Annotated in this window: 11 protein-coding genes; all 11 read right to left on the bottom strand. The window is 39.4% G+C overall.

Annotation, left to right across the window (positions count from 1 at the left end):
- Positions 1-19: 19 nt before the first annotated feature.
- The 11 genes from grxC to ACSQ6I_RS05300 all read right to left on the bottom strand — a co-directional run bounded on the left by grxC (position 20) and on the right by ACSQ6I_RS05300 (position 16,201).
- Positions 20-292 carry a glutaredoxin 3 gene (grxC, locus tag ACSQ6I_RS05250; protein ID WP_438889308.1) on the bottom strand — a complete coding sequence of 91 codons (273 nt, stop codon included), beginning with the start codon at positions 290-292 and terminating at the stop codon, positions 20-22.
- 230 nt (positions 293-522) lie between these two features.
- Positions 523-2,259: a GTPase HflX gene (gene hflX / locus ACSQ6I_RS05255; protein WP_438889654.1), complete on the bottom strand. Its 1,737-nt coding sequence runs from the start codon at positions 2,257-2,259 to the stop codon at positions 523-525.
- A gap of 157 nt (positions 2,260-2,416) precedes the next feature.
- The gene (locus ACSQ6I_RS05260) at positions 2,417-3,004 is read right to left on the bottom strand and encodes a hypothetical protein (RefSeq protein ID WP_438889309.1); all 588 of its coding nucleotides are present in this window, start codon (positions 3,002-3,004) and stop codon (positions 2,417-2,419) included.
- The gene (locus ACSQ6I_RS05265) at positions 3,001-4,326 is read right to left on the bottom strand and encodes an ATP-binding protein (protein ID WP_438889310.1); all 1,326 of its coding nucleotides are present in this window, start codon (positions 4,324-4,326) and stop codon (positions 3,001-3,003) included. The genes ACSQ6I_RS05260 and ACSQ6I_RS05265 overlap by 4 nt, the downstream gene beginning before the upstream one ends.
- Positions 4,327-4,636: 310 nt before the next feature.
- Positions 4,637-6,226 carry a tetratricopeptide repeat protein gene (locus ACSQ6I_RS05270; RefSeq protein WP_438889311.1) on the bottom strand — a complete coding sequence of 530 codons (1,590 nt, stop codon included), beginning with the start codon at positions 6,224-6,226 and terminating at the stop codon, positions 4,637-4,639.
- A 623-nt stretch (positions 6,227-6,849) separates the two neighbouring features.
- Entirely contained in the window at positions 6,850-7,350 is a 501-nt protein-coding gene (locus ACSQ6I_RS05275) for an FHA domain-containing protein (RefSeq protein ID WP_438889312.1), read from the bottom strand.
- A gap of 456 nt (positions 7,351-7,806) precedes the next feature.
- Entirely contained in the window at positions 7,807-10,215 is a 2,409-nt protein-coding gene (locus ACSQ6I_RS05280) for a heavy metal translocating P-type ATPase (RefSeq protein WP_438889313.1), read from the bottom strand.
- 151 nt (positions 10,216-10,366) lie between these two features.
- Positions 10,367-12,184 carry a PAS domain S-box protein gene (locus ACSQ6I_RS05285; protein WP_438889314.1) on the bottom strand — a complete coding sequence of 606 codons (1,818 nt, stop codon included), beginning with the start codon at positions 12,182-12,184 and terminating at the stop codon, positions 10,367-10,369.
- 302 nt (positions 12,185-12,486) lie between these two features.
- A complete protein-coding gene (locus ACSQ6I_RS05290) occupies positions 12,487-13,698 on the bottom strand; it encodes a mechanosensitive ion channel domain-containing protein (protein WP_438889315.1) in 1,212 nt (403 codons plus the stop codon).
- A gap of 25 nt (positions 13,699-13,723) precedes the next feature.
- Positions 13,724-13,999, bottom strand: coding sequence for a hypothetical protein (locus ACSQ6I_RS05295; RefSeq protein ID WP_438889316.1), 276 nt, complete (start codon positions 13,997-13,999; stop codon positions 13,724-13,726).
- 15 nt (positions 14,000-14,014) lie between these two features.
- Positions 14,015-16,201, bottom strand: a complete 2,187-nt coding sequence (locus ACSQ6I_RS05300) for an adenylate/guanylate cyclase domain-containing protein (protein WP_438889317.1) — start codon at positions 16,199-16,201, stop codon at positions 14,015-14,017.
- Positions 16,202-16,283 lie beyond the last annotated feature (82 nt).

Here is a 16,283-nt window from a genome sequence, read left to right on the forward strand (position 1 = left end):
TCGTTAGTTTTTGAATAACCTAGATGTTATTACCAGCAGTTAGCAAATCATCCAATTTGCCTTGACGATCTAAAGCATAAATATCATCACAACCACCAATGTGATCATCATTGATAAAAATTTGGGGTACAGAACGTCTTCCATTTGCTTTTTGAGACATTTGATTTCTCGCTTGCTCATCTCCATCAATGCTGTATTCGATAAAATCAACACCTTTGTTCTTTAGTAAGCTTTTAGCACGTATACAAAATGGGCAAGTAGCCCAAGTGTAAATTTCTACTTTTGCAGTCATAACATTATCACTTTGATCAAATACTTTTTAATTTTAGTCTGTTGCTAGTGAGAGTGAGAAGGCGTTGAAGTTGGAGGAAAAACTCATAAATCAATTTAGGGGATTCAAAAAAGATGTCTTGTGTCTCCTATACAAATTTTTCTTTGTTCTTCAAAATTAAACCTGAGCAGAGAGATCATGATCAACTTCCCCACCCAGGTTTAAGGCTAATGCAACTTAGGTAAAACTATTTACCCATCATCAACCGCATATTCAATTAACTGGGATAGGCGATAGCGGAGGTTTTCTAAGCCTAAACGCTGACTAGCGGAGATAAATATCGCTAGAGGAAATTCTTCCTTCGCTAAAGCTAGTGCTTCGCTACTAACTTGGTCAATTTTGTTAAAAGCAACCAACGCCGGTCCAGGAGTTATCGGCATTTGAGCCAGAATTTCCCTAACTGCGCGAATATGACTCAACCAGGCAGGATGGGACAAATCCACTAAATGTAATAGGGCATCAGCTTCAGTGACTTCCTCTAAAGTGGCGCGAAAGGCATCCATTAAGGAGGGGGGTAACTTGTGAATAAACCCTACTGTATCTGTAATTAGGGTTTCCTGGGGTTCATTGGTATCCGCATTGGGAATAATTAAGCGGCGTGTGGTGGGGTCGAGTGTGGCAAAAAGTTGGTCAGCTGCGTAAACTTCGGCGTTAGTGAGGGCGTTGAGCAAGGTAGACTTGCCAGCGTTGGTATAACCCACGACAGCGACAGAAGGAACTTCCCGATGTTGTCGTCTTTGACGTAACCGACAACGATGTGCTTGTAACTGGTTAACTTCTTGTTGCAGTCGGGATATCCGCTTTTGAATAGCCCGTCGTTCTGTTTCTAGTTTTGTTTCACCAGGACCCCGTGTCCCAATCCCACCTCCTAATCGGGACATGGTTTTACCCCGACCGGTGAGTCGTGGCAGCATATATTCTAGCTGTGCTAGTTCTACTTGTAATTTACCAGCACCAGATTGGGCGCGTTGGGCAAAGATATCTAAAATTACTTCTGTACGGTCAATGACTCTGACCCCAATTTGTGCTTCTAGGTTACGGATTTGAGCCGGTGAGAGGTCGCGGTCAAAGACGACCAGGTTAGCGCCTAAAGTTTGGGCTGTGAGGGCGACTTCTTGGACTTTACCTTCACCGATAACGGTTTGAGGATGAATGCGCGATCGCTTTTGTTGCAGTATCTGTAATACATCTCCTCCAGCCGTATCCACTAACCGCACTAATTCGGCAATTGTGTCCTGGAATTGTTGACCTGATGTACTATCAGTGACTACACCCACAATGACAACGCGATCATGATCAGCGTCAACTTCTTGAGCGATGTATTCACGACGGAATTCCTCTTCTAGACTTTCTACCAAGTCCAGAAAATCTTGTTCTGCGATCGCATCTAAACTCAAAGGTGGCGATATGTTGGAATAGGAAGCTGAGTCTGAGGTACTAATTCCCCCAGCCTGAGTTAAGACTAGCTGTTTACTATTAGCTACTAAATGAGCTAGATAAGCTTCTTTCACATAGCCAGCCGCACCACCACCCCGCTTTGTAAATCCTGTACCAGTAATATTTAATACTACCAGAGCATCTAATCGTTGCAGTGCCATTGCTGTCAGCGCCGATTCATTGGGCGGTTCTGGCTTGAGATGGGTTGCTATACAACGAATACCACTCAGACGTTCTGCACCGTAACGGGGCAGTTCTAGCGGTGGAATTTGGGTTTGACGCGGAGTGCCTACCCCCACTCGGATGACTTGTCCGCGACGGTTGAGGTAGGCACATACAGGCTGATTTAGTTCTGTGCTAATTGCTGCCAGACGTTGGGCGAACTCGGATGTTGTGATGCGATCGCCCGATATACGCTGATGGTACAGCCGCTGTAGTTGTTTCAGATGGCTGGACTTCAAACCTTGCAGATTACCGAAGATGGTCTCTATAGACGTATATGACCAGCGAACTGGCCCCCCCTAATTGTTCTATTGTCTATTTTACAACAAGCTTTGGGTTGCACGCTCTATCTTTTGGGGGAGGAAGGTTTTGTCCAGGTTTCCCAAATAGATAGAGTTCACCTCACAATACTCATTTGTTCAGTACTCAGCATGAGCTAAACGCCTCGCTACTGCTGATGCTAGATGATTGTTCCTGGACTAATTCTGGTATTCTTGTTAATTTCAATACACTTGATGATTTCCAATCAAAAAAGTCTTGGGAGCGATGAATAAAATAATCTATTACAAATGGATGTCCCAAAAAAACAAAAATAACAGGAATTTTATCCCTAATTAGTTCTCTTTTTTGGTTTAAGTGGTCTAGAATTGGCGGGACATTGCTTAAATCACTGTAATGTGTTTCCGTTATTTCACCAAATTGCTGTTTTTCATACTTATAAAGCGAATATTCTAGACCTGTAATCAATAAAATATCAAATCGCTTGTTAGTATAAATATTTAGTAACTGGTCATACAGAGTATCAATTGGCTCAGTTAAGCGTAAAACTTGAATGTTTTTATCAGGTAAGAAGTGGGAAATTTTATTAATTAATTGCTCTGCTTCTCGATTTAAACATTGCACAAAAAATAAGCCAAATCCCTCTTTACGCTTCAGAGCAGTGATGAGGTTTTCATATTCCTCGTATTCCTCAGCAGGTACATCTTGATCCCAGTCACTAAGCTCTAAATTCATGGGAGTTTTTCTATAGCTTCTTTGAATTCCTGAATGCCTTGAATCAGTGGATGAATATCATACCAGCGATGCATCTCTCCTTCTTCATCTAAATAGCGGTATTCTAAAAGGCAGCGATTAAACATCAAATTGCGATACTGATCATCATTGATGATCCGCTTAGACCGGGAGACTTCTGCCAACAATATCCATTGATGGTTTTCTACTGCGCGGCGGTAGGTATCTCTAGCTTGAGTGATGGCTCGTCGAACTGCTCTTTCAGAAATTGGTAAATCTTGAGTGCGACCTATAGCATCCTGTGTTAACAATAGCAAATTTCTGACGTGACCTCCACTCATTAAACAAAGCCTTTCTAGAGTTTCGCGGTTATCAAATATTGCTGTTTCCAGGGGTTTATCTGGGGCAAACTGCCTAATTCGTCGGTAAATCACCTCCTTAACTTTATTTATTCCCGGTTGATAAATTTCACCTTGTGGAGTTCGTACCATCACCATTGGCAATATTTGAGGATCACCGTATACGTCACGGAGATCCGTAGCCCTGGTAGAATAAACCATTGCAATAGGAACAGTGTAAATCAAATGACACTCCAAAGCTTTGAGTTGCTCACACCGATCTAAAAAAACTTCTTCATAATTGGTACGTTCCCCATCTTTTACTAAAACCATTCGATCTAGGTTATCCACTATGACCGCTAGTTTATTTCTATCTTTAGGTAGATGTTTTCTGACATCAGCAAGAAACTCATTTAAGACCTTAATCAAAGTGACGGTATGAGGATTGACTTTTTCTCGGATTTGTTGACGTAATTCGGGAACAGCCCTTAAATTTGCAGTCAATTTAGCGAACTGGCTGATTTGCATTTCTACATTCATATTCTCGATTTGAATGTCAGTCAGTGCCAAATCTTTCAAATCTTGCCAACGGTCTTTGAGCCAATTTAGAACAGGTTGAGGATTTCCAATTGTTCGCAAATCTTTGAGTAGTCGTCGAGTACAAGCAAGAAGAATATCTGTATATTGAGCATCTTCTGAATCAATATCTTCTTCGTCAGCCGCAAAATAAACTACATAAAATTGTCTTTCTTCTAAATATTTCTTTAACTTCAGCAATTCTGTCGATTTACCCGCACCTCTATGGCCGGAATATAATTGACAAGTATATTGATTTGCCAACTGAATCCGATTTCCCAATTCTTCCAGAATATCTGCATCTCCCCGCACATCTTGACAGTCTACATAGTTAGGATCTCCTGCGGGTAATGGCTGAAATGGGTTGAAAGCATTGTAGAGATTTTTTAGTAATTCAGAATTGTTGGTCATTGGTAAACTGTTTGGTATTTATGGTATTAGGTATGCTGAAAAATTAATCAAAACAGGCAATATAATTTTAATCGCAAAAATTCTAAATGTCAGATATTAAAATAATTCGTAATTCGTAATTCGTAATTCGTAATTCGTAATTAAGTTTTGCAACTGGGATTTAGATCCCGACACAAAACTTGCTGCTTGTAGAGGCAGGGGAATTAAACCACCAAAATTGGTTAAAATAATTTATTACAGATAAAATAAAAATATTAGAATATGTCTAGTAAGTTCTATTTATTTGATTAAAATTAGTCCCAACTTATGGCTATATAGAAGGTGTGAAGAAGTTTGGCTTTTGTATTAAAGCTTGGAAGCGAATATCTTCCCGAATCAAATCAAAATCATGATCAGAACTTGCCATTTTTCTAAACTCTTCAGGGTTGAGATTAATCGCTTGCTGCAAGTTTTCCACCGCCTGCATAACATGACCATGAAGAGCATAACAGCAAGCTTTATTGTACCAAGCAAAGTTATCATCAGGTTTCAATTTAAGTGCTTGGTCATAGGAAAAAATTGCTTCTTCAGTGCGTCCTAAATCATCGAGTGCGTTACCTCTATTGTTCCAAGCATAGTGGTCATCAGGTCTAAATTTAAGTGCTTGGTCATAAGATAAAATTGCTTCTTCATTACGTTTTAAATTCCGCAGTGCAATACCCCTATTGTACCAAGCATAATGGTCATCAGGTTGAATTTTTAGCGCTTGGTCGTAGGAAAAAATTGCTTCTTCATTTTGTCCTAAATTCCGAAATGCAATGCCACGATTGTTCCAAGCATAATGGTCATTAGGTTTAAGTTTCAGAGCCTGGTCATAGGATAAAATTGCTTCTTCATTACGTTTTAAATTCCTGAGCGCATTAGCCCGATTGTACCAACAATAATGATCATCGGGTTTAAATTTCAAGGCGTTTTCATAGGATACGATTGCTTCTTCGTTCCGATCTAAATTACGTAGAGCATTACCCCGGTTATACCAAGCATAATGGTCATCAGGTTTAAATTTTAGAGCTTGGTTGTATGATGAAATTGCTGCTTCATGTTCTTCTAAATTACGGAGCGAATTGCCACGGTTATACCAAGCATAGTGGTCATTAGGTTTGAATTTTAGTTCTTGTTCATAGAATGTAATTGCTGTTTCGTATTCATTTGCAGAATAAAGTAGATTTCCTAATTCAAATAGTAAACTGGCTTTATTACTATCTGTTTGATGTTTTTCTGTGAGCAGCTCTTGAATTTCTAGGACTTTTTCAATTTTTTCCTCAGGAGTCAGTCGCAGATATTTTTCATAATCTCCTTCTAGCAGTAAACGACGTGATTCTTCTTCAACTAATTCTGGTGTGGTCGGTAATTCATATACTCCAGAACGCCAATCAAAAAAATCAGGAGCGCGATGAATTAAATAGTTAAGTGAAAATGAGCGTAATAAAAAAACAAACCGAAATGGAAAATCATCCCTAAATCTTTCTCGTTGTTGGTTGAAATGATTGAGGATTGGTGGTACTTTGGTTAAATTTATAAATTGTCCTTCAGTGATTTCACCAAAGTTCCTTTTTTCATATTTATATAGGGAATACTCTAGACCTTTAATTAATAAAATATCAATTTGTTGATCTTTAATACAATCAGCTACTTGCTCATATAACTTATCAACTGGTTCAAGCAAGCGTAATACAGCAATCCTTTTTTGGGGAATATCATGGGGAATCTTCGCAATAAAACGGTCTGATTCTACAGGAGTACATTGGACAAAATATAAACCAAATCCTAATTTCCATTCCAAGGCGCGAAGTAAGTCTTGATAAACTTCTTCCGGTTCTGGTGGTAAATCATTATCCCAATCAGTGTAATTTGATGTCATGCAAATTCTATCATTAATGCTTTTATAAAAATGTTGCTGTGCAATTATTCGATATAACAACTTTTCTATGTAATACACCGTTAACTCAACAATTTAAACGTGTATTACATGGAGAAATTAGTTTTCTACTTTGGTCGCTTTTCTAAAGCATCAAATGGACATCTACTTTGTAAAGTATATCTTGAACTAAAAGCTCACCTTATGATTCAAGTCACACTGATCATGTCCTGTTCGCTATTGATTCAGATGCAGTAAGCACTTGAGAGCTTAAATATGATTTATAAAAACTATTTTTAAGGAGCAAGGAAAGAATGTTTAGGTGGCGAGTATTCTGCGATTTAGTAAAAAATATACATTTAATTCAGTCTAATTACTGATGTGGTAAATAAAAATTTTGCTACGTTCAAAAGCTAAAATAGCTCACAATCCAACTGTCTTCTAAATTGTTTAGGCTATGAAAATAAGTATATGTCTAGGGTAAGGTATGAATAGGTAGGCTTTTAGCAATTGTTATTCCCCCATCTGTAGCAAATAGGGGAATTATGGTGTTAGCTTGCGTCTCTAGTGGTTAGTTGTAAATGCTTTCAAGTGTTCGTTGAATTTGTAAGTTAAATGCTACTGAATCAGTCTTCCATATCCTCGGTCATACCAGGGTTTATCAATGTAATATCATACTCAACAGCATCAGTTTGTCCTGGACGGTGAGTATTTTTTAGCAGATAATAAATTGCCCGTACTTGAGGTCCAAAAACAATTTCGTCTTCATTTTTTAGATCATGGGCTGGTATTTTGCGTCCATTAATCATTAAACCGTTGGAACTAGGCTTTCCTTTGGGATCACCATCTACAATTCGGTAGTAATAGCTCTGGCTATTATTTTTGCGGGGTAATCTGACCAATGTGGCATGATGACGGGATACAAATTGTGACATTAAACGAATATTACAGTTACGGTCTCTACCGATTGAATAGACAGGATTCTCTAGAGGAAACTCTTTGCGTCCTTGATCGTCTTCTATAATCAGTAGATGGTTTTCATTGAGTTCTGCTGCCATTGACAGATGGTTACTAAGATTGGTTGAACTTTGATTTGCAAGTGTTGGTTGAGTATCTTCTTTTAACATTTTTCCAGACAAGGGATGTAATTGTAATATTGAATTTAATAAGTATTAAAACTACATATTATTAAAGTTTAATTTTTTAAATTACTAATTTTTTGTATAAAAAACTGACACTTTAATATTTATTTATGTATTGTTACAGAAAAAATGTGATTGAGGATATAGGTTAGTTGGTTGAGTACCATACCTGCTCAAATTATGATAGCAGATGTGGACAGACTAAGCCTCACAACACTTGCATCTTCCTAGCCTATGCCTTGAAAACCTCTATCTATCTACTGGAGATGAGACTAAATGGTTGATTTAAGAAGAAAAAGTAAGTAGTCTGATTAAATACAGACTCCTTGATGACAGAACTTGAGGAAAGAAATACTTAGGCTCATTTGCAGGGTTTTAGGACAGAAGGGAAGTTTTAGAAGTTTTTTAACCTATTTCCCGGGTATTTCTCCTTAAGGGATTTTAAGGTCGATGAGCAAAGCTTCGTAATAAAACTGAGTTGGTGACAACACTTACTGAGCTAAAAGCCATGAGTGCAGCAGCACTGGAAGGACTGAGAACAAAACCTAAACTGGGTAATAAAACACCTGCTGCTAAAGGGATACCAAATGTATTATATGCAAAAGCCCAGAATAAATTTTGGCGTATTTTGTTGAATGTGGCACGACTGAGTTGAATTGATTCAACAACATCGCTCACTCGATCGCGCATGAGGATAATTTCGGCTGTTTCCATAGCTACATCTGTGCCGGAGTGTAAAGCAATGCCGACATCTGCTTGAGATAAAGCAGGTGCATCATTGATGCCATCTCCTACCATAGCGACGATAGATTTGGATTGGCTGAGATTTTCTCCAGTTTGAAGAGATTTAATAGCAGTGGCTTTTTTAGCTGGGAGGATACCTGCCATTACATTGGTGCTGGGTATTCCTAGTTGTTCGGCGATCGCACTCACTGCTTCTAATCTATCACCGCTGAGAAGAATCACTCGTAAACCCATCTGTTGTAACTTGTCTACTGCGGCTTTTGCATCTGGTCTGAGGCTATCACTCACAGCAATTAATCCGATTAAAGTATCGTCAACGACAACGCTAATTACTGTTTTACCTTCTATTGCCAATTTTTGCGATCGCTGTTGTGCTGTTTCACTGATAGCAATTCCATGCCAGTTCAGCCAGTCTGAGTTACCTAGGAGTACAGTTTTGCCTTCCACTAGAGCAGAAACTCCCATTCCTGGCTCGGTGTGAAAGTCTACAGCATGGGGAATTGATAAATTTTGTTGTTTTGCTGCTTGGTGAATTGCTTTAGCTAGGGGGTGATGTGTACCGCTTTCTACGGCTGCGGCTAGTTGGATCAGGGATAAATTTTCCTCTGCATTTTCTGCAAATAGCAAACAATCTGTAACTGTGGGTTTACCTGTAGTTAGAGTTCCGGTTTTATCAAAAACTATCGTATCTAGCTGGTGGACTCGTTCTAAAACGTCACCACCTTTGATTAATAAACCCCGTTCTGCACCCATACCAGTACCGACGAGAATAGCTGTAGGGGTGGCTAAACCTAAAGCACAGGGACAAGCGACGACCATAACAGCGATCGCTAATTTTAAACTAATTAACAGTGAAGAGTAATGTGTACTTGGTTGATAATGTGTCGAGTGACTCATCATTTCCATCCCACCAGCAACGTTAATTTCTGGCCAAATGTGAGTACCGAAAAAGTACCAAAACACAAATGTCAACAAAGACGCAGTTAAAACCCCATAGGTAAAATAACCAGAAACAGTATCTGCTAATTTTTGTACAGGTGCTTTGCGAGTTTGGGCAGCTTCTACCAAAGCCACAATTTGCGCCAAAGTAGTATCATTACCTGTTCTAGTGGCTTGAATAGCGATCGCACCAGACTGGTTAATAGTTCCCGCTGCAACTGCATCTCCTAATTGCTTAATAACTGGAACAGATTCCCCAGTTAACATTGATTCATCTACAGTAGTTTGTCCAAAGCGTACCTCACCATCAACAGGAATTTTATCTCCTGGTAGCACCTGCAACCATTCACCAACCCGCACTTGTTCAGCAGGTATCTCGACAATATTTGCCCCTGCAATTAATTTCTCGGAATCTGGGTTAGCAATCAATCTCGCTATCTGGGGTTGAAGTGCTAACAACTGCCTAAATGCCGCCGCAGCGCGACCTCTAGCTTGTTGTTCTAACGTCCTTCCCAGGAGGATAAAGCCCAGCATCATCACTGGTTCATCAAAAAAGCATTCCCAACCCATTTGGGGGAACAACAGCGCCACTAAACTGGCAGTATAAGCCGTCAAAGTTCCCAAACTCACCAAAGTATTCATATTTGGCGCACCCCGTCGCCAACCGCGCCAGCCATCTATGATAATAGGACGACCGGGAATGAGTAAGGCCACCGTTGCTAGTCCACAGTGCAACCAAATGTTATTTAAAATCGGGAAAATCGTATGACCAAAATGTCCAATCCCTGAAAATAGCAACAACACCCCAGCAATCACCAACTGTCTGAATGCAGCTTGCATTTCCTTTTGCTGTTTGGCTGCTGATGCTTCTAAAGCTGATTTTTGGCTCGTTAATGTCGTACTGGCTTTGCGCGTTTGAGTAGGAAATCCCGTTGCTGTCAATGCCTTTGCCAGTGCATCAGGATCTACTGTACCAATTTCTGCTTCTACGACAGCTACTTCCGTCGCTAGGTTGACGGAGATGTTTTTAACTTCTGGATGTTGGTTTAGCTGTCTTTCTACTGCTGTCACGCACCCAGCACACTTCATACCCCCAACATCTAAAATAATTTTTTCTGTAATTGGGGTAAATTCTGGGGTAAGTTCAGTTTCTCTGAGAAGTTGCATGGCAAGTTTTTAGATTCGCTACGAAAAATTAAATGCCTGACAAAAGGCGTGTCTACTTCGAGCGTAGACGAAATCTGGAGCTATGACCAAGTGTCAATTATAATATTTAAGTTTTTTAGGAGTGCTGAGTAACCCATAGTTAAAAGCGCAACTAGTTCCAAAATTCATCCAGATTGACCTCTGCCATTTCCTGCTGAACCTCTTGAAAATATGTACTTCCAGTCAGCATTGCTACTTCTTGTTCACGCTTGCTCTGGTCAATTTCAATTTTTAATTCCTCTAATTGCCGTCTTAGTTCATCTTCTCGACGTTTGCGTTCGCTGATATCCTTGACAATACCCTCATAATACAACACATTCCCTTGACTATCTTTCACAGCACGAGCATCAATTTCTGTCCAGATAATACTACTATCTTTGCAGTAAGAACGGTACTCAAAATTCTTCGCAGTGCCTTGTGTTTCTAGCAGTTTTCTAAATTCAGTGCGTTTTTCTGGGTCAACATAAAGTTGCTCACTGATGTTCGTGATGCTCTCTATCATTTCCGCAGGTGAGTCATAACCATAAATCTTGGCCAGTGCCGGATTGACATTGATAAATCTTCCTTTTGGAGAGGATTGGAAAATACCTTCGAGGGCATTTTCAAAGATGCTCCGGTAATTTTCTTCAGCAATACGTAATTCTTCGTTTTTGGCTTCCAGACTTTCAAAGGAGTTTTTCAATTGTCCTGCCATGCCATTAAAAGAATCTGCCAGAGTATCAATTTCAGTAATGGGGCTGGATGCAATTTGCTGATTGAGGTTGCCCTGAGCCAGTTCATTAGACGCTTGAGAAACGCGCAGAATTGGTTGAGTTATCCAATGCGAAGTATAGATACCAAGAGCGATCGCTAGAGCCAATGCTGCTAAACACAATAAAATAGTATTCCGAGTATTAGCATTGATTTGTGCCATAAAATCATTCTCAGGAACAATCACTACGGCTAACCAATCTATACCTCGCCCATCCTGAATTGGCACGACTTCAATGTAATACCGTTGTTTATTCACAGAAAGTTTTAAATTCTGTATTTTATTGATGCTATTAAACTCCCCAAACTGACTTTGTAAAGATTGGGAAATTCCTTGGACTATAGCATTGTTACTTTTAATCGCTGACAGCCGTTCTATCTCTTTATTTTCCCCTTGATCCACAATTTTAAAAGGCTGTGAAATTTTTGAACTGGCGATTAAATCGCCAGATTTTTCAATAATAAAAGTTTGTCCATTGGGGCTGATGTACAAGTCTTTCAAAAAATCTGAAATCAGTACTAACCGCATATTTATGGATAGAACTCCCAGCAACTTGCCATTGGAGTCATAAACTGGTTTAACTGGAGAAATTTCTAAGGAATTGTTCTGGCGAGAAAAAGAAGCAAAAATTTTGCTCCAAGTAGACTTACCATTAGTTTTTGCTGCCTGATACCAGGGACGGGAACGAGGATCGTACTTTGATGATTTCAGGAGTTTTTGTGGTTGTAACTGCTCATTCAGTAAATAAGTTTCACGGTTAGGTGCTGATGCCTCTGTGCGAATTTTGAGTTGAACTGTGCCATCTTCTATTTGTTCAACACCAATAAACTCTCCTTGTTCAGTTCCATAGTAGAGATAGTTGATTAATTTTTGCTGATGAACAATTTGCCAAAGATAACGTCGAAATGCTGCAAAATTCTGGGGTTCTAAATTACCACTTTGAATGGTTGAGTAGGTTGCATCAATGAGATGGTGGGGTTCTTCGAGGTAGTTTAAAACCCTCTGTTCAATCCGCTTACCAATCTCGCTATTCAACTGATTGGCTAAATTGTCAACTAATTGCTGACTATTACGGAAAGAGAGATAGCCTATGAGTCCAACAGCAGTCACAATTTGCAGTACAAAAGGTACTACTAAGGTGGTACGAAGTGGTAATTTACAAAGTGTTTTATAAGTCATTTTTTCAATGGACAATTTTATCTTATACAAATTTTATGTAAGGCTGTACAGAATAATGACATTAATTGAATTATCCGTCTTTATCTGCGGTCAAATATTATTGATATCTTATTTTATGCAACTTCATATCATTATATAGGACTACTATTCGATTTTTGTTGGCGTAGCCTGCGCTTTGCGCTTACAAGACTCAGTAGACACGGAAATTCTTCTTACCTATTAAGAGTTCCCTGCCTCTATGAAAAATATGGCTTACGCCTCCCGTAAGGGATACATAAATCAAATCGGATCACTATAGAAATTTAGTTAGGGACAACGCTTGATTCTGTGGCCAGGCGAATTAGTTTTTTACGTTCATCAATGAACTGGCTCATTTCTAGAGCAAATTTAGGATAGTTTTGAGTGAGATGAGCGATCGCACCGGGAGTAATGCTGATAACTGATGTCGTTTGGATAACAGTAGCAGAAACAAGGCTAGGTTCAACATTATTGAAAAATACCATTTCACCTAAGAAGTCCCCTTCAAATATATGGGCAATCTCTTGTTTTTGACCAGATTGATCATTGACTGACAGTAAAACCTGACCACTTAAGAGGATATAAAATGCCTGATCAAATGCACCAGCCACCACAATTTTTTCCCCAATCCCAAATAACTCTACTGTTGTATGTTGGGTTAAATATTGAATGCTTGTGTGATCTAAACGGGTAAATAGGGATTGCGATCGCAATATCTCAGTTAGACCTTCAGGAGTACTATTCCGGTTGACGGGCATTTCATTAATCTTGTACTCTATCTTGTCTGCAAAGGGAACATGAAGACGATTGCGGCGAATGGCGTAATAGGCTCGACTCCAAAATAAGTCTTCAATTGCCTCGAACTGACTGTAGTTGGTGATAAAAAAACGAATCTCGTACTCTATATAAGTATTTTTATAAACTTGGGGATCAATTTGGGGCAAGGGGTGAGGACGAATGCCATCTACAGAGAGAGCAACTTCCCGGAGTGTTTGACGCACTAGATCGGGATGATCTTGATAGGAAAATGGCATTTTCAAGCGGATAGCATGGAGTGGATCGAGCAGAGTGAAATTGCAGATGTTCTCTTTGCCTAAGTTCCCGTTGGGAATGATGATAATGTCCCGATCAATTGTTTTCAGCCGCACTGCTCGCCAGTTGATTTCAATTACTTCTCCTTGTAAATTGCCTATTTGAATCCAATCACCTACTTTAAATGGACTTTCGATAATTAGTAAAAAACCAGATACTAGATTACTCAAGGTGTCCTGTAAAGCTAAAGCCATGACTAGAGATCCAACCCCTAGTGCGCCCACAACCTTGCTTAAATCAACGCCCCACACTTGGGATAATAAATAGCTGAGAATACTCAGAAATATTACGGCACGAAGAAACTGAAATAATAGGTTAGGAACATTAACTTGCCACAGCCGTTGTTTTTTATCGGTTGCTAAGATTGTGTCAAGTAATAACAGCAAAATATAGAACAAGGCCATGCCAATTAGACTACCAATAATCCGCTTAGACTACCAATAATCCGCTTAGACTACCAATAATCCGCAGAGCGAGGGAATCTTTTGGTACATCAAAAAAGTGAGCCATTACCAGCCAGAGGCTTAAAGGAGGTAAAAGCAGATTGCGCGTGGCATTCAAAATCTGTGCCAGAGGATTTTTATGGCGTTTACATTGTTCAGTGAGTTCTCCTAAGCCAATCACCACAATGGGTAAGCCTATGATTATGGCTAGTCCTTGAAGTAGGATTTCTTGATCATTTGGTAGGTTGAGTAAGTTGCTCATGGTTTGCTCTCGGCTCTAATTTGTGGGATTGAAGATATCGTCTGCATCGAAATCTAATCCAGAAGTAATATCGCTGATTAGACTGCTCATGCCCGTTTTACCGAGAACCCAAGTCGGCAGATTGGATTTGTCTTCTAAGTTGATTTTTTGATCTGGCTCAAAGGGAAAAAGTTCTTGCACGCGATCGCAGATAGCTTGTGTTACCCGAATGGTGTTGGCTTCTGCCTGTTGGGACAATTGACTGGCGATATAAAGCGGTTCTCCCCAGATGTCATACTGAAATTTTTTCTGTCCAATGAGGGCGGCTGTAATTGAGCCAGTATGGATACCAATCCGTAAATTAAAGTTAAGATTATATTTATGATTTACCTCTTTAACCAAGTTCAAAGCATCCTGGGCAAAGTCTACGCTACGTTTGACGTGATCCATGCGGGGTTTGGATAAACCACAAGCAGCAATATAGCGATCGCCAAAACAATTTAATCGTTCTATATCTACCCGATTTGCTTTCTCATCTAGTAAAGTAATCCATTCATTAAAACTATCAACAACGTTTGTATTACCGTGTTCCTGGGTAGCCTTTTCCAAGTCTACAATTTGGATGACGATGATAGTCACCTGTTGTAAGCGATCAACAATGGGTGTTTCTCCTTGTCGCCACCGTTCCATTACCGGACGGGGTAGGAGGTTTAACAATAGGCTTTCGTTTTCTTGTTCTTTTTGCGTAATTGCCTCTATTTTTTGGCTAATTTGCCCCACTAAGCCATTAAAAATTTTAGCTAGTTCACTAATTTCGTCTTGGGAAGTAATCTCTAATTCTGTACTTAAATCACCTGATTTAGCATCCTGCAATCTTTGCACCATCTGATCAATAGGTTTCATAAATTGCACAGATGCGATCGTTGCATACAGAGTCACCAGCAAAATCAGGATAATGGTAGCCAGCAGGATATAGTTTTGCAAAGAACTAATAGGTGCATAAGCTTCAGACAATGACATCTCGGAAATAATTCCCCAGTTGACATCTTGAATATTCAGGGGAGCGTAGGAACTGAGGACTGGGGAACCTTGATAGCCTTTGATAATTTGTGTTCCTGATTTGCCTTGTATTGATTTCCTCGCAGCATCAGTTTCGATGGTATGAAGTAACAGCGAAGTTTTCAGTTGTTCAATTAGATAAACTGTCTTGGATCTGACTCCGTTCTGACGTAACACATCGAAATAGGTAGTTGGATTTTCAATTAAGAGTCGAGCCGCAGATCGCAAGCGCAAATCATCACCCACCAGATAAGTCTCTCCTGTATCTCCGAGTCCATCCTGTTTCCAACGGCGATTGCCAGTCAAGACAAGATTAATTTCATCAATTGGTAACTGCACTGCCAAAATTCCCACCCGTTTTGTCCCATCGTAAATAGAACCTGCCAGGAAAGCAGCAGGAGCATTGTAGGAAGGACGATAAAACTGGAAATCAACCAATTTAGTAGCGTCACGGTCTGGATTATCACGGACTTGTTTTACGACTTGGGCAAGATTACTATTGTGATAGGTTCCAGTATAAAGATTGCTAGAAAAATCAGTTTCTTTGTAAACGGTATAGACAACGTTACCTGTTTCTGCATCAATTAAAAACAAGTCATAATAACCAAATTTTTTAATTAAATTCCGAAATAAACTGTGATATCGAGAATGAATTTGACTATAGTTACTACTATCTTTTGCTTGATCTAATTCATCTTTTTTGCCAACTGGATAAGGATTATTAGCAATGTAATGATATTGTAAATAACGAGATTCTGGACTATTTGGTTGATAGGTTTCCAAGACAGGCTTACCTTCAATATTTTTGGACAATCGCGGTAGAAATTCTTGATTGTAATAATTTTTGATTACCTGATCTTGAACAGAAGAAATTGATTGCTGTTTCAGTTGGTTAAATTCCTGATCAAATTCTGTCATGGCTGACACGACCATGCGGTTTTCACACAATGTTTCAATTTGGTTGTGTAATGTGTTGAAATAAGATTCGATTTGATAGGCTTTAGAAGAACCAACACTCGTTAACTGATTAAAAATGCGTTCGGTGAGAATTTCCCGCGATTTACTCCAACTGAGATAGCCCACCACCAGAATTGATCCCAAACTGGCAATCAAGAGCATGATTTGCAGTTTGGATTTAATACTGAGATACTTGAGTCCTAACACCGTTCACTCCAACAATTGTCCAGATTTACTGAGGTCATCTCTGACTGTATTTCATTATCAACCATTAATGCCATTTCAATAT

Source organism: Anabaena sp. WFMT, assembly GCF_051781005.1.
GTDB lineage: Bacteria > Cyanobacteriota > Cyanobacteriia > Cyanobacteriales > Nostocaceae > Anabaena.

What these genes read in the sequence shown, in the direction of transcription:
- grxC (WP_438889308.1), bottom strand. Translation starts at nt 292, where the DNA reads ATGACTGCAAAAGTAGAAATTTACACTTGGGCTACTTGCCCATTTTGT.
- ACSQ6I_RS05260 (WP_438889309.1), bottom strand. Translation starts at nt 3,004, where the DNA reads ATGAATTTAGAGCTTAGTGACTGGGATCAAGATGTACCTGCTGAGGAA.
- ACSQ6I_RS05265 (WP_438889310.1), bottom strand. Translation starts at nt 4,326, where the DNA reads ATGACCAACAATTCTGAATTACTAAAAAATCTCTACAATGCTTTCAAC.
- ACSQ6I_RS05270 (WP_438889311.1), bottom strand. Translation starts at nt 6,226, where the DNA reads ATGACATCAAATTACACTGATTGGGATAATGATTTACCACCAGAACCG.
- ACSQ6I_RS05275 (WP_438889312.1), bottom strand. Translation starts at nt 7,350, where the DNA reads ATGTTAAAAGAAGATACTCAACCAACACTTGCAAATCAAAGTTCAACC.
- ACSQ6I_RS05280 (WP_438889313.1), bottom strand. Translation starts at nt 10,215, where the DNA reads ATGCAACTTCTCAGAGAAACTGAACTTACCCCAGAATTTACCCCAATT.
- ACSQ6I_RS05285 (WP_438889314.1), bottom strand. Translation starts at nt 12,184, where the DNA reads ATGACTTATAAAACACTTTGTAAATTACCACTTCGTACCACCTTAGTA.
- ACSQ6I_RS05290 (WP_438889315.1), bottom strand. Translation starts at nt 13,698, where the DNA reads ATGGCCTTGTTCTATATTTTGCTGTTATTACTTGACACAATCTTAGCA.
- ACSQ6I_RS05295 (WP_438889316.1), bottom strand. Translation starts at nt 13,999, where the DNA reads ATGAGCAACTTACTCAACCTACCAAATGATCAAGAAATCCTACTTCAA.